Annotated in this window: 17 protein-coding genes and 1 tRNA gene; 5 read left to right on the forward strand and 13 right to left on the reverse strand. The window is 45.6% G+C overall.

The window, feature by feature from the left end:
• The first annotated feature begins 461 nt into the window (after positions 1 to 461).
• Entirely contained in the window at positions 462 to 2,615 is a 2,154-nt protein-coding gene (locus IQ257_RS05250; RefSeq protein ID WP_193878179.1) for a PAS domain S-box protein, read from the forward strand.
• 300 nt (positions 2,616 to 2,915) lie between these two features.
• Positions 2,916 to 3,386, forward strand: coding sequence for a GNAT family N-acetyltransferase (locus tag IQ257_RS05255; RefSeq protein ID WP_193878177.1), 471 nt, complete (start codon positions 2,916 to 2,918; stop codon positions 3,384 to 3,386).
• Here the strand turns inward: IQ257_RS05255 and IQ257_RS05260 are convergent.
• The 7 genes from IQ257_RS05260 to IQ257_RS05290 all read right to left on the reverse strand — a co-directional run bounded on the left by IQ257_RS05260 (position 3,334) and on the right by IQ257_RS05290 (position 7,807).
• Positions 3,334 to 4,272, reverse strand: coding sequence for a sensor histidine kinase (locus IQ257_RS05260; protein ID WP_193878175.1), 939 nt, complete (start codon positions 4,270 to 4,272; stop codon positions 3,334 to 3,336). The two genes, IQ257_RS05255 and IQ257_RS05260, sit on opposite strands and share 53 nt — an antisense overlap.
• Positions 4,273 to 4,433: 161 nt before the next feature.
• Complete coding sequence (locus IQ257_RS05265; RefSeq protein WP_193878173.1) at positions 4,434 to 5,027, reverse strand: L-threonylcarbamoyladenylate synthase; 594 nt, start codon at positions 5,025 to 5,027, stop codon at positions 4,434 to 4,436.
• Entirely contained in the window at positions 5,024 to 5,998 is a 975-nt protein-coding gene (gene prmC / locus IQ257_RS05270) for a peptide chain release factor N(5)-glutamine methyltransferase (RefSeq protein ID WP_228060439.1), read from the reverse strand. The genes IQ257_RS05265 and prmC overlap by 4 nt, the downstream gene beginning before the upstream one ends.
• Positions 5,999 to 6,011: 13 nt before the next feature.
• The gene (locus IQ257_RS05275; RefSeq protein WP_193878169.1) at positions 6,012 to 6,776 is read right to left on the reverse strand and encodes a Tic22 family protein; all 765 of its coding nucleotides are present in this window, start codon (positions 6,774 to 6,776) and stop codon (positions 6,012 to 6,014) included.
• Between the two features lie 241 nt (positions 6,777 to 7,017).
• Positions 7,018 to 7,182 (reverse strand): hypothetical protein, encoded by a 165-nt coding sequence (locus IQ257_RS05280; RefSeq protein WP_193878167.1) that lies wholly within the window; start codon positions 7,180 to 7,182, stop codon positions 7,018 to 7,020.
• Positions 7,153 to 7,226, reverse strand: a tRNA-Pro gene (locus tag IQ257_RS05285). The genes IQ257_RS05280 and IQ257_RS05285 overlap by 30 nt, the downstream gene beginning before the upstream one ends.
• A 59-nt stretch (positions 7,227 to 7,285) precedes the next feature.
• Positions 7,286 to 7,807, reverse strand: coding sequence for a GNAT family N-acetyltransferase (locus tag IQ257_RS05290; protein ID WP_193878198.1), 522 nt, complete (start codon positions 7,805 to 7,807; stop codon positions 7,286 to 7,288).
• 352 nt (positions 7,808 to 8,159) lie between these two features.
• Between IQ257_RS05290 and IQ257_RS05295 the strand changes: the two genes are divergently transcribed.
• Positions 8,160 to 8,885 (forward strand): hypothetical protein, encoded by a 726-nt coding sequence (locus IQ257_RS05295; protein ID WP_193878165.1) that lies wholly within the window; start codon positions 8,160 to 8,162, stop codon positions 8,883 to 8,885.
• A gap of 445 nt (positions 8,886 to 9,330) precedes the next feature.
• Positions 9,331 to 10,119: a PEP-CTERM sorting domain-containing protein gene (locus IQ257_RS05300; RefSeq protein ID WP_193878163.1), complete on the forward strand. Its 789-nt coding sequence runs from the start codon at positions 9,331 to 9,333 to the stop codon at positions 10,117 to 10,119.
• 13 nt (positions 10,120 to 10,132) lie between these two features.
• On the opposite strand, the gene IQ257_RS05305 is transcribed toward IQ257_RS05300, so the two are convergent.
• Complete coding sequence (locus IQ257_RS05305; protein WP_193878161.1) at positions 10,133 to 10,687, reverse strand: phage tail protein; 555 nt, start codon at positions 10,685 to 10,687, stop codon at positions 10,133 to 10,135.
• A gap of 342 nt (positions 10,688 to 11,029) precedes the next feature.
• Between IQ257_RS05305 and IQ257_RS05310 the strand changes: the two genes are divergently transcribed.
• Positions 11,030 to 17,269, forward strand: a complete 6,240-nt coding sequence (locus IQ257_RS05310) for a CHAT domain-containing protein (RefSeq protein ID WP_193932954.1) — start codon at positions 11,030 to 11,032, stop codon at positions 17,267 to 17,269.
• A 91-nt stretch (positions 17,270 to 17,360) separates the two neighbouring features.
• Here the strand turns inward: IQ257_RS05310 and IQ257_RS05315 are convergent, their stop codons facing one another.
• The 5 genes from IQ257_RS05315 to folE form a co-directional block, all read right to left on the reverse strand.
• Complete coding sequence (locus IQ257_RS05315; protein WP_193877317.1) at positions 17,361 to 18,455, reverse strand: glycosyltransferase family 4 protein; 1,095 nt, start codon at positions 18,453 to 18,455, stop codon at positions 17,361 to 17,363.
• A 65-nt stretch (positions 18,456 to 18,520) separates the two neighbouring features.
• Entirely contained in the window at positions 18,521 to 19,777 is a 1,257-nt protein-coding gene (locus IQ257_RS05320; protein ID WP_193877319.1) for a peptidoglycan-binding protein, read from the reverse strand.
• A 189-nt stretch (positions 19,778 to 19,966) separates the two neighbouring features.
• Positions 19,967 to 21,064 carry a DMT family transporter gene (locus tag IQ257_RS05325; RefSeq protein WP_193877321.1) on the reverse strand — a complete coding sequence of 366 codons (1,098 nt, stop codon included), beginning with the start codon at positions 21,062 to 21,064 and terminating at the stop codon, positions 19,967 to 19,969.
• Positions 21,065 to 21,271: 207 nt separating this feature from the next.
• Positions 21,272 to 23,434 (reverse strand): WD40 repeat domain-containing protein, encoded by a 2,163-nt coding sequence (locus tag IQ257_RS05330; protein WP_193877323.1) that lies wholly within the window; start codon positions 23,432 to 23,434, stop codon positions 21,272 to 21,274.
• 253 nt (positions 23,435 to 23,687) lie between these two features.
• Positions 23,688 to 24,404, reverse strand: coding sequence for a GTP cyclohydrolase I FolE (gene folE, locus IQ257_RS05335; RefSeq protein ID WP_193877325.1), 717 nt, complete (start codon positions 24,402 to 24,404; stop codon positions 23,688 to 23,690).
• Positions 24,405 to 24,444 lie beyond the last annotated feature (40 nt).

The following is a 24,444-nucleotide window of genomic DNA, read 5'->3' on the forward strand; positions in this document are numbered from 1 at the left end:
ACGTCATTGGTCATTGGTCATTTGGTGGGTTAACGGAAGTCATGAACTGCCCCGTATCAAATTAAGAAACAGTTATTATCTTAATTTATATTAACTAGAGATTAAATTTATATTAAATATCTTGATTTCCTAACTCTTTCTTATTTATCATTGAATTGAAAACAACAAGCTATCTACTATCAAATTTGGTGGATACCTCCCCCTAAATATCTAAAGATTGCTAGGATTCCAGATAGGCTTTGTGGGTGTAATTGCCTTGATTTAGGTGGGAGATAAGGGGGAATTGATTTGGATTTGATGGTGGTTTTACAGTTTTGAAAGTACTCTGAATAGAAACTCAAACAATGTTCTTGAGCAAGCTGTGTTCAGTTTTTAAACTGTCACAGTTTAACCTTAAAAGTAGGCATCCTACTTTTGAATATTAGTCAAACTGATCCAATCCAGGGTTCGACGCAATTCCTATGTTATCGGTGCTAAACTCTTCTCTCAATCCTGTCCCTAAATCTTTGAGAATTCTCATTGTAGCAGACAGTTGTGAATCGACGAAACTCATTGAGGATTTATTATCAGAATCTCAATTAGGACGTTCATTCGTTTTTAAAAAAGTTGACTGTCTTAGACAAGCGCTAGTGATTTTAAACCAAGAAGAATTTGATATTCTTTTACTAGCGATTTCACTACCAGACAGTCAAGAACTTGATATCGTCACTCGGCTGAAAGCCTGGGGATTTACTATTCCCATTGTTGTGTTAACGACACGGGAGGATAGAGAATTAGCTCTTCAATTTATTCAAGCGGGCGTACAAGATTATCTCGTCACAGGAAACGTCAACGGTTCTCTGTTAATTCGTTCATTGCACTATGCGATTGAGCGCCAGCAAACGCGAGAAACTCTGCGGATTAGTGAAGAACGATATCGCTCAGTCCTAGATAATGTCAAAGAAGTCGTTTTTCAAACGGATGGGAGAGGAAATTGGACATTCCTTAATGCAGCTTGGACAGAAATTACCAACTTCTCCATTGCTGAAAGTCTAGGTCAATGTTTTTTAAATTATATCTACTCGGATGATTACTCCAAGGGTTTAGAAACATTTCAGTCCCTTATAACTGGAACAACGAACTCCTGTCGCCATACCGTTCGCTGTCTAACCCAATCCGGCGAAATTCGCTGGCTAGAAGTGAATGCACGCATCACTTTTGCCCCAAATGGAATGATTTCTGGTTCTACAGGGACGCTCAATGATATTACAGAACAAGTTTTAACGCAGTTAGCGTTACAGATTTCTGAAGAACGATTGCAAATGGCGTTGTCAGGCAGTGATTTAGGATTGTGGGATTGGAACTTAAGCACAGGAGAAGCCTATTTTAACCCACAATGGAAGACAATGCTAGGGTATGCAATAGAAGAAATTGACGACAATTTTCAAGCCTTTGAACAGCTTGTTCATCCCGCAGATTGGATTAGGGTCAAGGCAGCATTAAACGCCTATATGGACGGTTTAATCCCCGTCTACGAAGTGGAATTTCGGATGCGGTGCAGAACGGGGGAATGGAAGTGGATTTTGTCCCGTGGCAAGGTTTTTGAGTGGGATGATAGGGGTAAAGCCGTGCGAATGACGGGAACCCATCGAGATATTAGCGATCGCAAAGAAGCAGAAGAAGCGTTGCGTCAGTCAGAAGCAGGGGAACGGGAAAAAGCTCATCAGTTAGAAATAACCTTGCATGAACTTAAAACAACCCAGTCGCAGCTTATCCAAACTCAAAAAATGGCATCCCTGGGACAGTTAGTTGCTGGTATTGCGCACGAAATCAATAATCCGGTGTGCTTCATCTCTGGCAATATTAACTTTGTCAATCAATACGGTTTTGAACTCCTGAAGTTGATCGAGCTTTATCAACAAAATTACCCCGACTCGTTCTCCCAAATTCAAGATGAAATAGAAGAGGTTGAGCTTGATTTTATTAAGGCAGATTTACCCAAAGCCCTTCGTTCAATTCGAGAAGGGGTCAATCGCATTCAAGAAATTGTCCGGTCTTTACAGTATTTTTCACACCTTAATGAAGCGCAAATGAAAGCAACCAACCTTCACCAGGGATTAGATAGTACGCTGATGATTTTACAGAACCGCCTCAAAAAACAGCCTAATCGACCTGCAATTGAGATTATTAAAGAGTTGGGCGAGTTACCTAAAGTTGAGTGCTATCCCGCTCAAATCAATCAGGTGTTTCTGAATCTTTTGAATAATGCAATTGATGCCATAGAGGAGAGATTTCAGGAGGATTCCTCCTTTACACCAGAGATTCAGATTAGTATGACCGTTTCTAACGTCCAAGCTTCGGTTATCATTCGCATTGCTGACAATGGTTGTGGTATTCCTGTCAGCTTCCAAGAACACCTGTTTGAACCCTTTTTTACGACGAAATCTGTTGGGCAGGGAACAGGATTAGGGTTAGCAACCAGCTATCAAATTATCGAAAAGCATCACGGGACAATTGGGTTTAACTCGCAACTTGGAAAAGGAACAGAGTTTTTGATGGAAATTCCTGTAAGTATCGGCAATCAAACTGAACAAATGGATGAGATTCAAGGATTGACTAAAGCCATAAGTGCTTGAAATTAGCTGGCGTTCATTAATTATGACATTGGGGTGTTTCTCATCGCGCACTATTCATTCATCGTCACAGCCGTTTACATTCAATTAATTTGACAAGTGTTATAGAGTGAGCCCGGATTTTTGTAGTAAAAACTACAGTTATATATCTGGGTTTGATTATGATAATCTTAGCGGATTTATCAGAGTCTTGTGTTTATCTTTAAGTTAGCAACTCAGGCGGAGCTTTAGCCCGGACACTCCATAATCTAATATCACTAATTGCGTAAATCTTGAAAAATTCATCAAGGAATTTTTGTGACAATGGATTGCCGCCATATTCAGTTTTGCGATTGCAAGTCTAAAATCGATTACAACCAACTTCAAGACCTGTTTCGTTTGGGAGCATTTTGGGCAAAGGAGCGAAACATCGAAGATTTGCGAATAGCGATCGCTAATAGTGAACCCGTAATCTCAATCTGGGATGAGGGACGACTGATTGGATTTGCTCGCGCTACTTCAGACGGGATTTATCGGGCAACCATTTGGGACGTTGTTATTCACCCCGACTATCGTGGCGCGGGATTGGGTCGAAAGCTAGTAGAAACCGTACTCAGTCACCCCCGCATGAGTCGGGTAGAACGGGTTTATTTGATGACCACTCACCAACAGCGCTTCTATGAACGCATCGGTTTTGAGTGCAATGCCAGCACGACAATGCTGCTGTACAACCAACCCCTAACTAGTCCACTACCAACCCCTGCTCTACAGTCTCAGAATTCCCTAGGGGAATAGAACACTGCAAACGGAGGACGTTTTTCTCAGGGCTGGGATTGGCTAGAAGTTCCAAACGTCCCTGCATAACCTCTAGTAGGGTTTGAACCATCAATAATGTCCGCCCGGGTGAAACTTCGTCCGTTTGATTAGGTTGAGTTTCAGACTCTTCAATTTTGGAAAACAAATCGACGGATTCGTTCCAAATCGAATTGGGACACTCGACATCAATCCAGACGTGAACCTCCTGAGAATCTGGGGCGCTAGTCGCACTCACCTGAATGCTGCCCTCTTCCATCTGAACAATGGCGCTATCCACTATCCCAACCAGCACTTGCCGAAAACGCCTATAGTCGGCTACGACTTGAATTTCCTCCTCAGGGGAAATGACCGTAAGCTGGAGGTTGCGATTTGCTGCTTGCATATGGGTCAGCAGTTCGAGTTCTTCAAACACCTTACTCAATGGCAAGGGGCGAATCTCCAAATGGTTGGTGCCGTGTTCCGTTTTGGAAACAGAAATCATTTCATCCAGCAATTTCACCATTTTCTGGGCAGAGACATTGGCTTGGGTAACGAACTCTCGCTCCTCTTCTGGAGAGTCGCACAAATCGCACAAGATGAGCTGATGCAGTCCCATCAAACTGCTGAGGGGCGATCGCAACTCGTGGGAAGTCCGTGCCAAAAAGCCCGCTTTAAACTGACTCATTTCGTGAGCCATTTCATAGGCTAGCTGGGCTTGTTTGAGTTCCTCTTCGAGAGGCTGGAGTTGAGTGAACTCTTTTTCTGGAGGCACCGCTTCTTTCGGCACAGGTGATGGTGTTGAAATAACTGACTCCTGCCGAGAACGAGTGAAGCGACTTCCCACTAGTCCTGCTATGATCCCCACGACTAAATAAATCAGCTCCATTTTGCCCATCTTTATAAATCAACCAAAATTCGCTCTAACAATTGGGATAGCACCCCTTCAAATAAAATCTCCTCAAGCATAGCCCGTTTTTTAGGGGTCATGGGAAACGAGTCCTGAGGAACAGCCATACTTAGCCAAATGCTACAGTACTTTCCCTGCTTTTACCCGTCTAATCGAACACTACCTTGTCGCAAAATTTCCCAGCCATTCCCCATCCATTTGGCAACGGTTGAAGGCACTCCCGTCGGGATCGGTTCCAGGGCTTCTAATTCAGTGGGGTGGAGTGTCAAAACGTCGGGAAACTCTGCCTCAATGACTTCCATCGTGTGCAACGGTGGCTTTCCAGAACGGTTGGCGCTGGTGGTTGCTAACGGTCCCGTCTGGGATAATATGGCGATCGCTACCTCAGAGTTCGGCACTCGCACCCCAATCGTAGTCGGGTCAGTGGGATTCATTGCCCTTGGCACCTTCCCTGATGCAGGTAACACTAAAGTCAGTGCTCCGGGCCAATACTTCTGAGCAACGTGCTGCCAAATTTCTAACTCAGCATCCGTGCCTTCTACGAAAGACCACAGCGATGCTGAAAATGCTCCCATCAAAATCAATGATTTTTCCGGTCTTCGTTGCTTGGCGGCAAACACCAATTCTGAGCGGTCGGGTCGCACCGCTAGAGCAGGTATCGTATCGGTGGGAAAGCTCACAATCTGACCTGCATTTGCCCCTGCAACGAGGGCGGACATAGAAACTTGAGTCATAAATTATCAATTCGATACGCTAGGGCAAAGCGGTCGATACCTGCCAAATCAGAGACGATCTGAATTTGGCAGTAACTGCCTTGCTGGTGTAGTAATTGGACAACGGTATCCGCTTGTCCTGCCATCATTTCAATTAACCATATACCACCGGGACGCAAATAGTTGGCAGAGGTTTGGATCAGATCTCGGATACACTCTAAACCGTCGATGCCACCGTCAAGTGCCAGATGGGGTTCGTGATCCCGCACTTCTGGTTGCAGGTGTTGCAGACAATTGCTGGGGATATAGGGTGGATTTGATACCATACCGCTCAACTGACCTTGAAGAGCGTTCAGGGGTGAGTACCATGAGCCTTGATAAAACTGAATCCTTGGCTCAAAGCCGAGCCGTTGAGCATTCAGTTGGGCAATGGCTAGGGCATCAGCGCTGCAATCAACTGCGTGGATGGTGGCATCAGAAAAAATTTCTGCCAGTCCCAGTGCAATTGCCCCGCTGCCAGTTCCCAAATCTGCCCATTGTCCCGATTCCAGTTTTAGAGTTGGGTTGTGCTTAGTCGCCTCTACTGCCAAATCAATCAGGTACTCGGTTTCGGGGCGGGGGATCAGGACGGCTGGGGAGACATTTAGGGAAAAATTACGCCAAGGGGTGACTCCCACTACATATTGAATGGGCAGCCGTTGGTGAATGCGCTGCTGCCAAAGTTGGGAGAGTACTGACAGGGGATAGGATAGTTTAAGGAGCGATCGCTCCTTAAAGGACTCCAAGCGCAGGGACAGGGAGTCCAGTCCTGCCACTTCTCGTAGAAGCCAGTCTACCTCAGAGACTGGAACACCGACCTTAACAGCAGATTGACGGGCATCACAGCGCCACTGCCATAGGGCTAGACCCGTTACCTGGCATGACGCTGGCGAGTTTTGAGAAAGTAACTCATCTTGTTTTGAATTGCCGAATCCCAAAACCTTACCCTTCAAGCTGATTAGTCGCTTATCGCTGTGGACGTTGGGAACCCCCCTGCTGGGACGAGGAGAGACTACGCAGAAATTGCAAGGATTCCTGGGAGGGAACGAGAACAATTTGATTGAGTTGCGGGTTATTCTCGTTTTGCAGGGTTTGAATGACACCCTCAAGAGGCACAACCTGAATTTCAACAGTAGACGCCTGGTTAGGCTGTTGCTGCTTGAAGCGATCTACCATTCCTTGCAATTGCTCTTTATCAAAAAAGAAGGGAATGACCTGGGTGCCATTTTGTTCAATGGTGAGGTATCCCCCACCGTCGCCCCCTTTTGCGACAAACAGGGGTACACCTCGAAATTGCTGTCCTTGCTGTACAAGTGCCTGTGCTGACTGTACCTGCTGCTGCACAGGGATGAAGGCAAAATCTACACCGTTGGTTTGGTTGGCATTCTGCTGATCAAGTTGATACACTTCCGCCAGGGATACAGGCACAACCTGTACTTTGTTACCCAAGTCGGGATTTTCTCTCTTTAACCGCTGGACAAATGCTTGAGCATCCCGTTGGCTGATAAAAACACCTGCAACCGATTCATTCTGGTTGTTTTGATTGGGCACTGACGCAACCAGTGGTGCTCCTTGTTCATCGGTGACTGTGAAGACAGGCACGGGTTGTAGCTTTTGCATAACCTCTTGCTCTGTCAATGCCAATGCTCGCAGATTGCTGGTGAAGAAGGAACCTAACAGGGTAGTTCCCACTAAGCCTACTGTTGCGCTCCAGCGAATGAATGATTTCATGAACATTACCTCTTCCAGTTCGATCGTAGCTACCTCATGACAACTAGAATACCGCTCTCGCCTGAGGATGACATCTCTTAGCTTCGGCTAGTTTAACTGAATTGAACCTCTAGGGCGAAGCCACTTCATCCGAATCAAAGCGTTTTACTAATACTATCGATTTTACGGATTAATTAACACCGTTAACGCTACAGCGAGAGTTGGGTAAAGATGTGAGAGAACCTCTACGTGTATTCATCGGTCAGTTCCCTTGACTCTGTTCAATTCCGTGGAGTTCCGTGCCAATCCGTGAAAAATTGCCGCTCACTGGAGTAACCGCAACCCCTGTGTAGATTTTATCGATGCCCAAACTCAGGAGCGATCGCTCTAAATCTAATCGGGATGACAGGATTTGAACCTGCGACATCCTGCTCCCAAAGCAGGCGCGCTACCAAGCTGCGCTACATCCCGGTTCCTACCTTGTTTAGTATAACCTGCTTTTGTTTAAACTAGCATCCAGAGTCCGAAACTCAGTCGGGATACCAGAACATACCTTTAATGCCTTCTGGGTCGGGCATAAATCCCATTCTCCGATAAAAATTGACGACGTGGGGGTCGGCAAAAAGGGTGATATTGCTAATATCTTCGCTGCGAAGTTTCTTGATCGTGTATTTCATCAGCGCCTTACCAAAGCCCTTACTTTGGAACTCGGGGTGAACCACGACATCCCAGATTGTGGCATTAAAGGCATGATCGGATGTGGCACGGGCAAAGCCAATCAGACGCCGTCTGCTGCCTCGCTGCTGCCACATTGACACGACTAGGAAGCTATGCTGAATCGCTTTCCTGACTTTGCGCATGGGACGCCGAGACCAACCCACAGCATCGCAAAGTTCTTCTAGTTCATAAAGGTCAAGGTCTCGCTCTGTGCTAAAAAATATGCGGGAGCTGCCGTCGGTGCGATCGTCGATCTGTTTTACTGCATCTCCATCGAACGTCGTTGGTGTTGTCGCAGCATCAGGGCTGCTGAAGAAACTTTTCCAAAAACCCATGCAGGTGTGGCTGTGGCATTTTTCTAAATTGGATTTCCAAGCGCCCAACAGTAACAGAGGTTCTCCTCCAAAGCGGATGAGCTGTGCTGCTGGGTGGAAAACCGGCTTACCTATATGAAGTTTATCCCAAAGCCTAACCCTACAGCCAAAAACTCCTGGTCAAGTTTATCAAATAGTCCTGCTTACCGAAAGTAAATAGCGAATAAAGACTCAGAACGGATCTTCTTTAGCTAGACTGAGGCTATTGCACAGAATTTGTGAGAGATTAACCAGATACAGCAGGTTCTATCCTATAAGCTTACCTTGCTGGTGTGTTCCAAAAGCAACAGCAAACGCCTCCTTACCCCTATCTATGGCTGCGGGTTTGAAATCATCAACACTAGAACTCCTGAAGCGCTTCAACCGGGCGTTTCCCGAGTTTTATGAGCAGTTTGTCAGTAGCGAAATCCAACTGCACAACCTTCGACTGGCTTACAAGCTGTACAAAAGTAGGCGTGTAGTCATTGAGATTAATCCCGAAGGCTCCAAAAGTGCCTTGAATTTTGCTTATCGTAACCAATCGTTCCTCCTCAGCGACATCTTTGGGGTTTTGGCTGCCTACGGACTGACTATTCACAGTCTTAGTCTACATGGGCAGATCCATCCACCGATGCTGGTGTTTATCAAACTGGTAGTGTCTCGTGGCAGTAAAGCCCTAACCCACAAAACAGCAGAAAATGTCTGCCGCGCCATTCGGGAGGCACTAGCAGGACGTTTTGAAGTCGAAGAGATGCTGGCAGTCGAATTTAATCTTGATGCTGGTTTGGAACAGGTGGAAACCGAATTTTATGTCGATCCGGTTTTTCATCTTCCAGCCCTGTTGATTGAAGCCGATAACCAGCCAGGATTGTTCTACAAAGTGATGTACGCTGTCTGGCAAGAGGATTTATTAGTCGTCAATGCCAACTTGTTGGTGTGGCGCGGACGCACTCGGCTCATTCTCTACTTGCTCGGACCCAATGAAAACTTAATTCCCGAATATCTAGGTCAGAAAATTGCTGAAAGTGTGCGACAGCGATTGCTGGGGCGTCGGTTTTAGGTGGTGTTGACTCTGTTTGGAGGAGTAGGGAGTAGGGAGTAGGGAATTCTATAACAGTGGGTTTTCGGGTTTACTGATAATGGTGCAAGATGCGAGATTAAACAGAGTTATCTCTTAATTCTAAGACCTCAAAAATCCTGTATGCTCCTGCCGCGTAAGTTGCAATCCTAGGAATACAAAGTGGAGTTCACGAAAAACTTCATCAATCCTTCATTTAAAGGTGCTAAATATATTTTTTCTGTAAAGATTGGCTCTAACTCTTGCTAATTTAATTCAAAAAATGCCATCATGAATTCAAATACTCCAGGATAGCGTAATTCTCTAATCTCACAAACTTTATCATCAAAATTTTATACTTTTTGAGTTAAAGTTTAGGTTTTTTTCGTGAATGGTAAATGGGTGTATCTCCAAAGTCGAGCCTTAATTTTTTGGAGAAATAATTGGTATGAATACTGTAAAAACAATCTTAAAATTATCTCTAACTAGTACTCTAGCTACATTGATAGCTCTGCTAACTAGCCCAGCAGCCAAGGCTATTATCATTGATTTTGAAGATGTACCGGATACCTTTGGATGGGATAATTTTGGTAGCGGTAGCATCGAAGATGAAGTATCAGACTTTGAATCGAATCAATTTTTCTTCAAGGCTGCGGATGAAACCGATAAAGACGGTAGAAGAACAGGTTTCACTGTCGCTAATGATTCCCATGAGGCTTACAATGGTAGTACTTACATTGTCCTCGAAGATTTTATCCAAAATGACGGCTCTGTCGTTTTTAATCCGATGACAATATCTCAAAAAAATGGGAATTCTTTCTCACTACACAGTTTGGACATTGCTGAATGGGAAGAAGAAGCGAACCAAGCTCGAGACGTTGAAATCAGAGGATGTCTGTTTGGGAAGGATTGTAATGAAGAGGGAGGATTTGTCTCAGTGCTTATTCGACTAGATGGAAACACCGATGGAGCCGGACCGGTAAACGACTTTCAAGGGGTAACGTTTGATAAAAACTGGGGCAATTTGAGTAGTGTTCTGTTCAAAGGAATCAATGCCATCGGCTACGATGATGGCTTCCCTGGCATGAATAGCTTTGCTATTGACAACATTGAAGTCAAAGAAGCTTTTGAGCCAGAACCTATATCTGTACCAGAACCGACTGGTGCTTTAGGGTTCTTGACACTTGGGGCTTTTTGTGTGGGTTCTGGCTTAAAGCGTAAGTTAACTCAGCGTTAATAAACTGACATATCTAGATTCCCGGATTTATGCCAACGTAAGCGATAATGAAATTAACGGTCAGATAGGGCTGCCTGTTGTCGTAGGCTTCGTTATTGCTACGACCTATTGCAGAAATACACTCCATTTCCACTAAATTCGTACTTCCCGTTGCATAGATACTACTTCTCGGTTTTGCCAGGAGAGCCGACTCACCGGGGCTAGTGGTGCTAGATTCAGAACTAGTCGCCTTTAATTTAGGTCGAATTTCGGGTAGGTTCTCTTCGGTTAACTTCACCTCTTCCTTGCCACCGTTTTTACCCAAATCGTAGAGGCTTAGATTAGGAGCAGGAGCGCTATTCCCTTTCATCGGATTCATACCCAGAGGAACACGACCTCTTAAATCAGGTACACGGAAAACTCCTGTTTCAGGATCACCTGACTGTTTGTACTTCCCTGCCAAAATTGTAGCCAGGATGTCATTTTTCCCTGATACTATGTCACGTTGCTGACCATCGCAAAGATACCAACCCGGTGGGGCAATATCGAAAGCCACCATTACAATTTGACCGATAAAAGGCTCAGGCATAATAAATTCCTCAAATTTGCTATTCGGTAAAGTCCTAAAAAACTTTCCTTTATAGAACTAGTAATTTAGCTAAACTCTACCTCGTGAGTCAAGAAACTTAAGAAATCAAGGGGTGGTTTAAACTGTATCAGCTTAAAATTATTATTATTTTATGAAATAAAAATAATCTAGATAAAGAAAGTTAGTATAAGGTTTGACCAAAGGCAAGTGAGGTTCTCAATACCCAATCCCTTCAGAGGGGAAGGGTAGAAGAGCGATTTCTAAATTCCGGAACCTATAGGATTGACATAGAAGATGAAGTATGTAAAACCAGATAGATACTCGTGGATATGAAACCTCCCCATGAAATCTGCCTATCCCTGCTTTGGCTGGTTGTTGCTCAGTCTTGTTCTGACGGGTGTAATACCCGATTCGGGGCTTCAGAATGGCGAAAGCCAAATCGGGAATGAGCGAGCTTGGTTTGAGTTGATTTCTCCTGCCCATGCCCAACCCATTACCCCAGAAGCAGATAGCGCTGGCACAAGGGTTACCCAGGAGGGGAATTACTTTAATATTGACGGTGGCACTCCTTCAGGAGACAGGGCGAATCTCTTCCACAGCCTTGAACGGTTTAGACTCGATGGGAATCAAGTTGCTAACTTTTTGTCCAATCCCCAAATTCAAAATATATTGGGGCGGGTTGTTGGGGGGGAAGCCTCTCTCATTAATGGGCTCATTCAGGTAACGGGAGGTAACTCAAATTTATTTTTAATGAACCCGGCTGGGATAATTTTTGGACCGAATGCCCAGCTTAATGTTCCTGCTGGCTTTACTGCTACCACAGCTACGGGCATTGGTTTTGATGAGAACAACTGGTTCAATGCTTTTGGTGAGAATAACTACCAGAGTTTAATCGGCACTCCCAGTACTTTTGCCTTTGACTTGCTCCAATCAGGAGCAATTATTAATGAAGCTAATCTAGCTGTGCTGGAGGGGCAAACTTTAGCATTAGTGGGTGGCAGTGTGACGAATCAGGGAGAAATAACTGCACCGGGTGGAAGGCTGATTATTACGGCAGTGCCTGGTGAAAATTTGGTCAGAATTACTCAACCCGGAAATCTGCTAAGTGTCGAGATTGAACCCCCTCGCACGGCGAATGGACAGCAGCTAGCGATTAGTCCTCTAGATTTGCCCACATTACTAACCGGGAACGGAGGGCAAATTTTAAATGAAGGGCAACTGTCTAGTTCCGATAGCGATCGCACTGGCATAATAAGCATAGCTGGTTCTGTCGTCTATAACCTCGGTCAAATTACTGCTGATGGCAAGAACGGTGGCAGTATTCAGATTCAGACCCACAGTTTATATGACACTGGGATACTGAGCGCCATAGGCAACCAGGGCAATGGTGGGGAAATTCAAGTTAATTCAACCGGCAGTATTATTCAAACTGCTAACGCTACGACTTCAGCCAATGGCTCTCAGCAAGGGGGAAGCATTGACTTTAACGGGGGTTCCGGTACAGTCCTGACAACTTCAAGTCGCTTTGATGCCACAGGAGAGGTCGGTGGTACAGTTCATCTGTTTGCTCAGACTGTGCAATTACTAGCGGCTGATGTCAATGTTAACGGGGCTAGTGGTGGTGGCGAGATTTTAATAGGTGGCAACTTTCAGGGACAGACTTCTGGAGCCATCAATGCCCAAACTACCTCAATTAATCATGCCAGCACCTTAACAGCCAATGCTCTAACCACTGGAAACGGGGGGTGGGCAATTGTTTGGTCTGACCAGCAAACTGAATTTGCAGGTACAATTCAGGCGCGCGGGGGTGCAGTTGGCGGTGACGGTGGTTTTGTGGAAGTTTCAGGAAAAGACACCCTATTAATGGCAGGCACTGTAGATGTAGGAGCTACCAACGGGCAAGCCGGAACCCTATTGCTTGACCCGAAAACTATTGTAATTGACGATAGCGCTGGGAGCATTCCCCAGTTTGACTTAATCGACCCGAATACAGGCAATGGTTCAGGGTTTGGTGATGCCATTGCACCGTTGAGTACAGGGAATATAGTAGTCACTAAGCCAGGAGATACCTTTGGGGGAACTAACGCAGGTGCCGTTTACCTCTACAGTGGTGCGACTGGGGCACTAATTAATATGCTTGCGGGAGCTGCAAATGATGAGGTGGGCAGCGGTGATGTGACGGCTCTAAGTAACGGTAATTATGTAGTAGCTAGCCCAAACTGGAGCAATAATCAAGGAGCCGCGACTTGGGGTAATGGCACGACTGGGATTACGGGGATGCTGAGTATAGCGAACAGTTTAGTTGGCACTCAGACAGGCGATTCGGTAGGTAGTGGTGGTGTGACAGCTCTGAGTAATGGTAATTATGTGGTAGCTAGCCCAAACTGGAACAATGAGAAGGGAGCTGTAACCTGGGGTAATGGCACGACTGGAATTATTGGCGATGTCAATAATACTAATAGTTTAGTGGGTACTCAGAATGTTGACCGTTTAGGCAATGGCGGTGTGACGGCTCTGAGTAATGGCAATTATGTTGTTAGCAGTCGCTTATGGGACAATGGCGCGATTCAGGATGCAGGGGCAGTGACTTGGGGTGATGGCTCGAGTGGGATTACAGGAGAGGTAAATACAACCAATAGCTTAGTTGGTAGTTCAGCAAATAATCTGGTCGGTTTTAGTGGTGTGACGGCTCTGAGTAACGGCAATTACGTCGTTAGCAGTCCCTTCTGGGACAATGGGGCAATCCAGAATGTAGGGGCTGTGAGCTGGGGCAATGGCACGACTGGTATTACTGGACTGGTAAACAACATCAATAGTTTAGTTGGCACTCAAACCAATGAGCAGGTAGGCGGTGGTGGCATTACTGCTCTTACTAATGGCAATTATGTTGTCAGTAGCCCAGAATGGAACAATAAAATAGGAGCCGTGACCTGGGGAAATGGTACGACTGGGATTATTGATGTAGTCAGTGCAGCTAATAGTTTAGTCGGTAGCCAAGCCAATGACCAGATAGGCAGTGGCGGTATTACTGCTCTTACCAACGGCAATTACGTTGTCAGTAGCCCAGAATGGAACAATAAACTAGGAGCCGTGACCTGGGGAAATGGCACAACTGGGATTGTTGATGTAGTCAGTGCAGCTAATAGTTTAGTCGGTAGCCAAGCCAATGACCAAGTAGGCAGTGGCGGCGTTACTGCTCTGACTAACGGCAATTACGTTATCAGTAGCCCAGACTGGACAAATAGCATAGCACCGAATGCCGGAGCAGTAACTTGGGGTAATGGCACGACTGGTATTACCGGGATTGTGAGTACTGTTAATAGTTTGGTTGGAACTCAAGCCAATGACCAGATAGGCAGTGGTGGTATTACTGCCCTTTTCAACGGCAATTACGCAGTCAGTAGTCCGGATTGGACAAATAAGCTAGGAGCTGTTACCTGGGGAAATGGCACGACTGGGATTATTGGTGTTGTGAGTGTAGCTAATAGTTTAGTCGGTAGCCAAGCCAATGACCAAGTAGGCAGTGGTGCTTTAACGGCTCTTTTTAATGGGAATTACCTTGTCAGTAGCCCTGACTGGAAAAATCAGGGGGCAAATGTGGGAGCCGTTACCTGGGTTGATGGTAGTAATGGACGGAGTTGGGATGGTACGAATACTGTCAGTGATTCAAACAGCATCATTGGTCGTCAGCCTAGTGCGGGTTTGGGTACAGTTGTTGATGACCCAGTTAATGAAACTTTTTTAGTGCAATTTGCTAATGAAGGTAGTGGTCGAGTCACGGTGGGATTTCTTAAACCGCTCACGTTTTCAAACATATCTACTAATTCCGTAACTATCTCCCCCAACTTTTTGCAGCGAACGTTAGACACAGGTACAGCCGTGGTGCTGCAAGCTAATAATGACATTATCTTTAATAGCCCCATTAATGTTACTAATCCCAACAGCGCCAACCTTACTTTTCAAGCAGGACGCAGTATTGAAATTAATGCTGACATCGTTACCAATAACGGTGATTTAAACTTGATTGCCAACGAAACTTTGGCAAATGGAGTGGTAGATGCTGAACGAGACTCTGGTATAGCCGAAATTTTATTGGCAGATGGAGTCATCCTTGATGCAGGTACTGGGGATATTAATATTACTCTGAGTAACGGTGCTGGTTTGAGCAATAACGATAGTGGGGATATTACCCTGGCAGGGAATGTCAACGCTAGAACTATCACTGTAGAAAATAACGGATTAAGCGGTAGTGTGACTATTGAAGAAAATGCAAATTTTAACTACACGCAAGATTTTAAAGTTACAACAACAAGCGGTGATATTGAATTTAAAAATCTGTTTACTTTAACGGGTAATACGTTTCTTAGTACCGATACAGGTTACATTAGTTTCAACAACTATATTGAGGGCAGTAGCGGTACGGAAAACCTCACTCTGACGGCTACAACGGGTAATATCAATTTTACAAATTCAGTAGGTAGTAACACCCCCATCGGCAACCTGATAATTCTCAATGCCAATAATCTGACAGCTAACAACTCCATTACTGCGGCTAGCCTCACGCACACAAGTGGTACTGGAACAATTAACCTGCAAGACGTGCGAACCCTCGGAGGTGATGCGCGGCTGGCTACAACCAATAACCTAACCACGGGTAATATCAGGACGGCTGGTGGACAGATTCACCTGACTAGTACTCAAGACACTATTAATAGCGGAAACTTAAATTCTTCTGCTGCCACTGCTGGTGATATTGTTGTGAATGCTGAGGTTAGCATCAAGGCTGGGGAAATTAATTCTAGTGGTAGTATTGGTGATGGCGGTAACGTTACCCTTGACCCTCGCAATGATATTGAGGTGAACTGGATTAATGCTCAGGGTGGTAGTAATGGCAGAGGCGGTAATGTCGATATTACAACTGATCAATTCTTCCGTGTCAGTAATAATTTTATCGATAAAAACGGTAGAGAAGCTAGTATCTCAACGACTGGAGGTAACGGCGGGGGAACTATCACGATTCGCCATGGGGGACAAGGATTAACTCCCTTTGATGTGGGTGACGCTACTACTAATGGTACGGCTGGTGCAATTACTAGCGGTAATTTCACCATTTCCCCAGTCCAATCATTTCCCTTCACCCACACTGAAGGGAATATTCAGATTATTAGTGTTGATGAACCTGTTAATCCACCGCCTCCTAATCCATCAACCCCTAATCAACCGACTCCTAATCCATCAATCAACCCCTCTGATTTAACTGTCTCTCAGCAATCTAATCAATCAGCAATTCAGAAGGATGAATCCAGAGTTATCGAGATTGATAATTTATTTAGCAGAGATTATGAAGACTATTTTGGACTCGCTAAAACTTCTGGCATTACTTTAGAGCAAGCTCGCGAAATTTTGCGTAAAACGGAAACAGCAACTGGTGTGAAAACGGCTGTTATTTATGCCGTATTTGCACCCAGAACTATCAGTGCAGTGCCTGAAAATAGTCAAGGATTAGAGGCAATATCAGACAATACTGGCTTGTTACGTGCCTTGACTCGTCAACCGAGCGATCGCTTAGAATTGATCTTAATATCAGCAGAAGGAAAACCAATCCGTAAATCTGTTGATGTTACCAGAGCTGAAGTCATGAAAATGGCGGTGCAATTTCGGCAAACGGTTACTAATTTCCGAAATAATCAGGACTACCTGCCACCTGCTTACCAGATGTATCGGTGGCTCGTTCAACCCTTAGAAGCGGATTTAAAGGCACTAAAAATCAATCATCTCGCTTTTGTGATGGACACAGGTTTGCGTTCCCTACCCATTGCCGCGTTGTATGATGGTGGCAATTTTATCATAGAACGATATAGCGTTGGCTTGATGCCTAGTCTCAGCCTCACAGATACTCGCTATCACGATGTGAGGAATAATTCCGTTTTGGCAATGGGCGCTTCAAAATTCTATGATCGTAATCCCCTACCTGCTGTACCAGTAGAGTTGTCTGTCATTGCTAATCAGTTGTGGCAAGGTCAATCTTTCCTCAACGAATCCTTTACCTTGGCAAACCTTAAGCAAGCTCGCCAACAAGAAGCGTTTGGAATTATCCATTTAGCTACTCATGCAGAATTTCGACCGGGTAAGCCTAGTAATTCCTACATTCAATTATGGGATACTCAACTAGGACTGGATCAAATGTGGCGATTAGATTGGCATAAACCATCGGTGGATTTATTAGTATTAAGCGCTTGTCGTACTGCGTTGGGAGATGAAGAATCTGAGCTAGGATTTACGGGATTAGCGGTACAAGCTGGAGTGAAATCAGCCTTAGGAAGTCTCTGGTATGTCAGCGATGAAGGTACGTTGGGATTAATGACAGCTTTTTATGAGCAACTGAAAAAAAGCCCCATCAAAGCTGAGGCAGTGCGGCAGGCGCAACTAGCTCTGCTCAAAGGTGAGGTACGACAAGAGGGGGATGTATTAATCACTCCCAATAGTCGTATTTCCTTACCCTCAGATTTTCCTCGGCAGATACAAAACTTCCGTCATCCCTACTACTGGAGTGCTTTCACGCTGATTGGCAATCCTTGGTAATTTAAGAACTGGTAAAGGAAAGTGATGTTCCTTTTGGAAATAAATTTCACTCTCTGCCCTTTAATCTGGTGTCATCCGCACTCCCTACTCCCTACTCCCTACTCCCTTTCTCCAAGTTACGGCTCAGAATATCATTAAACCATTGCTCCATGCGATCGCCCATGGCTGTATTGGAGTACATCGCTGCCACTCGTTGGCGACAAGTATAGCGGTCAATTTCATCGAGTTTTCCCATAGCATCGATTAATCCCCCTATAGAATTGGGTTCCACCAAAAACCCCGTCTTACCATCCTCAACAATTTCCGCTGGACCCCCGTTACAGTAGGCAATAACTGGCACCCCACAGGCAAGAGCTTCAATCGCCACATTTCCAAATGCTTCTACCCAACGGGGAGTCATTAATAATGCCCGACATTGACCTAAGCGTTTCTGAAGTTCAGCCGTTGAGAAAAAGCCTTGATAGCCTATCGGTGCGTCTGGGTAATCCCAGAGAATTTTCTGCCAATACCCTTTATCTTGCAGCACACCCATTATTTTTAGGGGAACACCCGTTAACTTGGAAGCAGCAACGGCATCTTCTAAACCCTTCTCCGGTGCAATTCGACCGACCCATCCCACCCACGATTCGGGTTCCAAACAGAAGTCATAATCCGACAAGTCAATGCCATTTCCTAACCATCGACAACAGTCAGCAAACGTAAAGGTTTTTGCCTGCGCCTGGGAGTGAACGCCTATTGTACCCGGAAACTCAATGGCGACTTTCTCAATAATCTCATCCATGGCATCCGTTAGCGAACCCATACTGACTAAATGCGCAACCGGACGGCGGAGAAAGGGCGTTAAGTAAAAGGGCAACCAGTCATAGGCAAAATTGAGAATTAAGTCATACTCTCCTTGCACCTGCCGCACATAATCCCACATATTTGCCAAGACAGAAGATGCTGGAATAATAATCGGGGCATCTCGCCCTTGAGTTTGAGCGCTGGATTGAAGAGTACCAGCAATTTCAACAAGTGGCATTCCCCATCCTGTAGATCCTTGAGGTGCCACAATCGTAATGTGATGACCCCGCCCCGCCAATTCTCCGGCGATATTGCGCAAGGTCAGTTCGATACCACCAGTCAATCCAGAACCCAACAGTCCCACTGGACTGGAAACAAGTAACAGTCTAAGTGAATTCATCATTCTCTCATACATCTTAGGCAAAATTCAACTATAGTATTTATTAATTTTGAATTTTACACAGTGAACTACTCAAAAGGAGGAGAGTCTTTGAGCTGATTTTCTGAGAAACTGAGCGGACGTTGGGATGGTGGCAAACTAGTAACGGCTGTTGGTGTGCGAATGCGATCTAACTGACCCATTGCCCAGCGTACTGTTTCTTGAACCTCTGGATCGGGATCATCAATAGCATAAGATAAGATTTGACTAATTTGAGCCACCGATTCATACATTAAGGTCACATCTCGAATGGCATTTTTACGCACTTCTGGATTGCCATCTTGTAATGAGAGTGATAGGGCTTTATTCATCGGTTGAAGAGTTCTGAGTCCAATTTGGGACAATGCCTCCACAATTAAGCTACGCTGCTTGGAGTCTGAGTCAATCATCAGATCCAGGAGGGGCTGTACTGCTCTAGAATCTCCACGTTGTGCCAGTTCCCATATAGCTTTACGTCGCTTTTGGGGATCAGGTTCCCGCAACTCTCGGATTAATTGATTAATAACATTTCGTTTAGAGAGGTGACCAGAAGAACTTCTAACCAGTGGCGCACTGTTTGAAGTCTGAGGATTCGATGGATTTTCTGTAAGATTTTGATTGGAAAGCGTTAAAGCCGAAACAGTTTGACCGTTTGTAGGGGGTTCGGTATCAATGGGGGTAGGTTGAGGAACTCGCTTGTTTTTAGAAGACTTCAAAGGAAGGGCAATGCTTTCATCTGCTTGGGGAGATTTGGCAGTTTTTTTGCCACTGTCGAGTATTCTGACTAAAACGACTAAGCCTGCACCAAAGGCGGCTAGAGTTCCCGATGCCCCGATTAGCAACAACAGCAGCTTTTTTCGCCTACTATTTGAGGAGTTGGACTTACTAGCTTGCTTTTCATCCTTCTCAGATTGGGCATTTTCTTCAGAGGCTTTCTCAGCGGCAGCCGCTTGCAGACGACTCCACGTTGTTGTACCGACGACACCATCGGGTTTAAGATCGATAGACTTTTGAAAGGCAGAGACGGCAACTTTGGTACTTTCTCCATAGACGCTATCCGCCTCTCCTTTATAAAAACCTAAGGTTTTCAGTCTATTCTGTAATTCTTTGACCGCTTCTCCCCTACTGCCAATGTTAAGAGGGAGTGGTTCAGGGGTAGCAGATTGAGCCATAAAAAAAGAGTTTGCTCGATCAACGGATGGACGAGCAATGGCTGGCTCTAGTCCAAGGGGGTAGCTGACACCCAAAGACCAGCCCAAGCAGGTTAGATAAAAAGCTAGCAGTACGGGCGAGTGATGGCGAGTCATAGAAAGAAGTGGGGAATTGAAGGTTTAGCCTTCGTTGGCTATTTCGATCTCACTCCAAGCTAGCTCAATTCCGAACTCCTATAATTTAAATTCTGAAATCGACGAGCCAACTCTCTAAAACCAAGAGCTTTGCACCCTATTTCACTTACTTTATCAAATGCTGGCTGACTCTGCTAAGTTTTTTTTCGTTTAATGCAGTTCCGGCTCAGATTCTGTTATGTTGACAGAAATTGCTGTCAGTTTCACGGCTTGGGTTTCCGGTAAGAAGCGATCGCTTCTTATCTGGCTTTCTACTGTCAGTTCTTGGCTGGTAACAGTGACAGGTTTTCCCCAAAGCCCTTGCAGTCGGTTAGCTATTTCCTGACGTTGATTGATTAAGTAGATGCTGACTAGGGTTAGGCATACCCCAATCCACTGAAGGGGACTGAGCACCTCTGACAAAAACACCCGACCGAACAACAAGGCAAAGATGGGTGTCAAAAAAGTGAGAGAACTCAAGCTGGTTAGATTGCCCTTGGAGGCAAAATAGAAGAATAAACCATAAGCGATCGCACTTCCAAAAATAGTCGAGTACGCTAAAGCCGTCCAGCCACTGAAGTCAATATGCACCCATTGCTCAGATTCCCAGAGACTGGAGAGGGAAAATAAAGGTAATCCTCCCAAAATCATGTGCCAGCCGGTAGCAGAAATGGGATCAGTATATCGGCTTACAAACCGAATCATCACCGTCCCCACTGCCATCGACAGGGATGCCAGCAGCATTAGCCACTCACCGCTCTCGAATAACCGTTGCCAGCCAAATTCCACCGCCGGGAAATCACCGTGGAGAACATTGAAAATCCAGGCGTCTGGCAAACCAATTAAACTGATCCCAAAGATGCCAATTCCCAGTCCGACACCTCCCCATAACCCGATGATTTCACCAAACAACAACCCCGATAGCAACGCAACAGCCAAGGGTTGAGAGTCTATCATCACCGAACCCAACCCTGCCCCCGTTCTCACCAATCCCTCAGCCAAAAATCCTTGAAACAGTGCGCCATCCACCAGGGCAAACAAGCTAATCCAAAGCCAAGCCATCCAACCCTTTGGCTGGGGACGCCCCATCAGCGCTGCTGCAACTACAACTAAAATTCCGGCTGGCACCAAACGCACTCCTGCCATAAACAAGGGTGTGGTATGAGGAATAACGCCTTTCATCGCTACCATGGCTGTACCCCACAGGAAAAACGGTGCAATTAAACCTAAGAAGGCGAAAGGGGCTTGGTTATTGGTTTTTAGCTGCATGAAATCGTTTGGGTGTTCTTGCAAAACAACAAAGATTGGTAAAAATTTATATTTCTTTACATTATTCTAATAGAATTTGGCTTTGTGTTAAATAAATGATACGAGGTAGGGGAGATAGGGGAGATAGGGGAGATAGGGGAGATAGGGGAGGTAGAGAAGGATATGCTTTGCTGCCATTACTTCCCCATCTTCCCCACCTCTTAAGCCTTATGGACGCTGCCAAATCTTAATGGTTTTATCGGAACTACTACTGAAAAGGGTTTGTCCATCGGGACTGATAGTGACGGAATGAACCGCACCTGTATGCCCTTGCAGGATACCGATTTCTTGACCTGTAGTTAGCTGCCACAGTTGAATGGTTTTATCAGCACTGCCACTAGCGAGGATTTTGCTATCGGGGCTGATTGCCAGGGAATACACTGCGCCAGATTTCCCTTTTAAAGTGACGATTTCTTGACCTGTCGCTAACTGCCACAGCTTAATGCTCTTGTCATCGCTGCCACTCACTAGAATATCGCCGTCGGCACTAATCGCAACTGATTTGACAGAGGCAGTATGTCCGGTGAGGGTGCAAATGCTCTTGCCTGTTGCTAAGTCCCAAAGCTTGATGGTTTTGTCATCGCTGCCAGTGGCGAGAATCTCACCATTGGGACTAATGGCGACTGATCTTACTCCGGCAAACCAGTCAGAATGCTTCATTAGGCTGGGAATTTCTTTACCTGTGTCGATTTGCCATCGCTTGGCAGTTCTGTCATCGCTGCCACTTACAAGAATTTTTCCATCCCGGCTGAAGGTCAGGGATTTGACGGAACCGGAGTGTCCTGTGAGAGTATAGATTTCTTCACCCGTTTCTAAATCTCGAACTTTAACGGTGTAATCGTCACTACCGATAGCAACCACTTTACCGTCTGGGCTAATTGCGACTGACTTAATCCCATTAAACCAGCCAAAATTTTTCATCAAGACGCGGATTTGTTGACCCGTGTCTAGCTGCCAGAGCCTGAGAGTTTGGTCATCACTCGCACTTGCGAGTATCTGTTCGGTAGGGCTGATGGCAATCGCATTCACCTTACCCGTATGCCCTTTTAGGGTTTGAACACATTCCCAGTGAGGCGATCGCACAATTGACGCAGAATGGGATACTGTATCTGGAGTGGTCAGTTCTATCAATAAATCCTCGATCGATTGACCAATCTCGCTGATATTTTCACCAATCTCCCGGATTCCTTCTTCAGCTTCGCGCCCCAAAACCTGTAGTGAAACAGGCTGGGTTACTAAAGTTTTAGGTTCGGCGGCATCTTGATGTTCGGCTAGCTGATGCGAGTTTTGCACTTCTCCAATTTGGGTAATTGTATCCTGGAGTCGGGCGATCGCATCTGTTAATTGCTCAATTTGCTGCCGTCGTTGGTGATTGACTTGCTGGGAGTTTGCTTTAAGATGCGTTAATTCATGGTCAATCGGTTCAAGGCGTTGATGCAATTGCGCGATTTTGTGTTCGTGAGTATTAACGTGTGGTGTTAAGCTTTCCAGTTGAGTTAGGCGTTGGTTAGTGAGTTCAATCATTTCGCGGACTCGTGTCAGAGTCGCTTCGTGGTGTTGCTTGCCAGATGCCTTTAGTTGCTCAATTTGCTGTGCCGTGCGATTGTCGAGTTGAATCAATTGCTGGTTGAGTGGTTCAATGAGGGCGTTAACTCGCGCTAGAGTCACGTCCTGGTGTTGCTTACTCGATGCCTTGAGTTGTTCGATTTCTTGTTGGGTGTGACTGTCGAGTTGCGTCAATTGTTGCTTGAGTGGTTCAATGAGGGCGTTAACTCGCGCTAAAGTCACGTCCTGGTGTTGCTTACTCGATGCCTTGAGTTGTTCGATTTCTTGTTGGGTGTGACTGTCGAGTTGCGTCAGTTGTTGGTTGAGTGGGCTGACAAGTTCGTGAACTTTGACGAGAGTTGCTTCGTACTGTTGTTGGTTTGATACCTTGAATTGCTCGATTTGCTCTCCTAGACGAGTATCGAGTTGCGTTAGTTGGTGATGGAGTGGATTAATGAAGTCGTGAACTTTGGCAAGAGTCGCTTCGTGTTGTTGGTGGTTGGACTCTTTGAATTGTTCAAATTGGTGCTTGGTTTGGGTATCGAGTTGAGTGAACTGCTGGTTAATCGGTTCTAGGTTTTCATGCACCTGAGCGATCGCAGCATCGCTATACTGTCGGTTAAGCTGATTGATCCGCTGTCGGTTGGCTGTATTCAACCCCAATGTTATAGTCAAAGGAGCTGCGGCATAGACCACTTGCTGGGTTGCTGCTGCTGCAACAGTTCCCAGTGCTGAACCAGCGATAAAAACATATTCGGTAATCTCTAGCCAGTGGCGTTTGGTCATGGCTTATATTGATTGACGTTGTGCGCTAATCTCATCTTCTAACAAACTGGCACAAGCGTATGTTTTGGGGGAACTTGACTTTTTTTGACTCCTAACACCTGACTTCTGATACAGGATTAGGGTAGTGCTAGTGATAGAGCTTGATTTATATTTAAGTCCCGCTAATAAAGGCGCACGTCTGTCTGTGCGCCCTTACGGAGTTAGGATCACTCATTGTTCACAACAAGCATCCCCATCAAAAATGAATGAGTAACTACAAAAAATTGGGTTGATGGCGAATCAAGTTGAGAAATTCCTCACGAGTTTTTGGGTCTTCCTGAAAAACACCCACCATAGCACTAGTGACAGTCCAAGAACCGGGTTTTTGAACACCCCGCATCACCATACACATATGGGTTGCTTCCATCACCACAGCCACACCCTGCGGTTCTAAGATGGTTTGGATGGCTTCGGCAATTTGGCGAGTTAGGCGTTCTTGTACTTGCAGCCGCCGCCCATACATTTCTACCACACGTGCTAGCTTGCTAAGTCCCACCACTTTTTGATTGGGGATATAGGCAACATGGGCTTTGCCCATAAAGGGCAGCATATGGTGTTCGCAAAGGCTGAAAAAATTAATATCCCGAACCAGAACCATCTCGTTATGACCTTCATCAAAGATGGCTCCGTTCACCAATTCTTCTAGGGATTGATTGTAACCCCCAGTTAGAAATTGTAGTGCCTCCGCTACTCGCTTCGGAGTCTTGAGGAGTCCCTCCCGTTCTGGATCTTCGCCAACGCCTAACAGTAGCGTCCGTACAGCGCCCATCATTTCGTCGTTCAAGTCTTCCGAGGGCGCTTGTAAATTCGGTTCCTGACCGTTCTGAGTATTGCGGTCGGGTCGAGTCTCAACGCCACCCTTGGTTTTTTTGCCACTGGCAGTTGACACTATGTCAGAGCGATTGAAACCATTGGAAGAAGCAATAGTCATAATTGAGTTTGATAAAAATCCTTAACAAAAATGAACGAAA

The organism is Coleofasciculus sp. LEGE 07092, from assembly GCF_015207375.1.
Classification (GTDB): Bacteria; Cyanobacteriota; Cyanobacteriia; order Cyanobacteriales; family Coleofasciculaceae; genus LEGE-07092.

What these genes read in the sequence shown, in the direction of transcription:
- IQ257_RS05300 (WP_193878163.1), top strand. Translation starts at nt 9,331, where the DNA reads ATGAATACTGTAAAAACAATCTTAAAATTATCTCTAACTAGTACTCTA.
- IQ257_RS05330 (WP_193877323.1), bottom strand. Translation starts at nt 23,434, where the DNA reads ATGACCAAACGCCACTGGCTAGAGATTACCGAATATGTTTTTATCGCT.
- IQ257_RS05255 (WP_193878177.1), top strand. Translation starts at nt 2,916, where the DNA reads ATGGATTGCCGCCATATTCAGTTTTGCGATTGCAAGTCTAAAATCGAT.
- IQ257_RS05275 (WP_193878169.1), bottom strand. Translation starts at nt 6,776, where the DNA reads ATGAAATCATTCATTCGCTGGAGCGCAACAGTAGGCTTAGTGGGAACT.
- IQ257_RS05305 (WP_193878161.1), bottom strand. Translation starts at nt 10,687, where the DNA reads ATGCCTGAGCCTTTTATCGGTCAAATTGTAATGGTGGCTTTCGATATT.
- IQ257_RS05290 (WP_193878198.1), bottom strand. Translation starts at nt 7,807, where the DNA reads ATGGGTTTTTGGAAAAGTTTCTTCAGCAGCCCTGATGCTGCGACAACA.
- IQ257_RS05260 (WP_193878175.1), bottom strand. Translation starts at nt 4,272, where the DNA reads ATGGAGCTGATTTATTTAGTCGTGGGGATCATAGCAGGACTAGTGGGA.
- IQ257_RS05250 (WP_193878179.1), top strand. Translation starts at nt 462, where the DNA reads ATGTTATCGGTGCTAAACTCTTCTCTCAATCCTGTCCCTAAATCTTTG.
- folE (WP_193877325.1), bottom strand. Translation starts at nt 24,404, where the DNA reads ATGACTATTGCTTCTTCCAATGGTTTCAATCGCTCTGACATAGTGTCA.
- IQ257_RS05325 (WP_193877321.1), bottom strand. Translation starts at nt 21,064, where the DNA reads ATGCAGCTAAAAACCAATAACCAAGCCCCTTTCGCCTTCTTAGGTTTA.
- IQ257_RS05310 (WP_193932954.1), top strand. Translation starts at nt 11,030, where the DNA reads ATGAAATCTGCCTATCCCTGCTTTGGCTGGTTGTTGCTCAGTCTTGTT.
- IQ257_RS05320 (WP_193877319.1), bottom strand. Translation starts at nt 19,777, where the DNA reads ATGACTCGCCATCACTCGCCCGTACTGCTAGCTTTTTATCTAACCTGC.
- IQ257_RS05295 (WP_193878165.1), top strand. Translation starts at nt 8,160, where the DNA reads ATGGCTGCGGGTTTGAAATCATCAACACTAGAACTCCTGAAGCGCTTC.
- IQ257_RS05280 (WP_193878167.1), bottom strand. Translation starts at nt 7,182, where the DNA reads ATGTCGCAGGTTCAAATCCTGTCATCCCGATTAGATTTAGAGCGATCG.
- IQ257_RS05315 (WP_193877317.1), bottom strand. Translation starts at nt 18,455, where the DNA reads ATGATGAATTCACTTAGACTGTTACTTGTTTCCAGTCCAGTGGGACTG.
- IQ257_RS05265 (WP_193878173.1), bottom strand. Translation starts at nt 5,027, where the DNA reads ATGACTCAAGTTTCTATGTCCGCCCTCGTTGCAGGGGCAAATGCAGGT.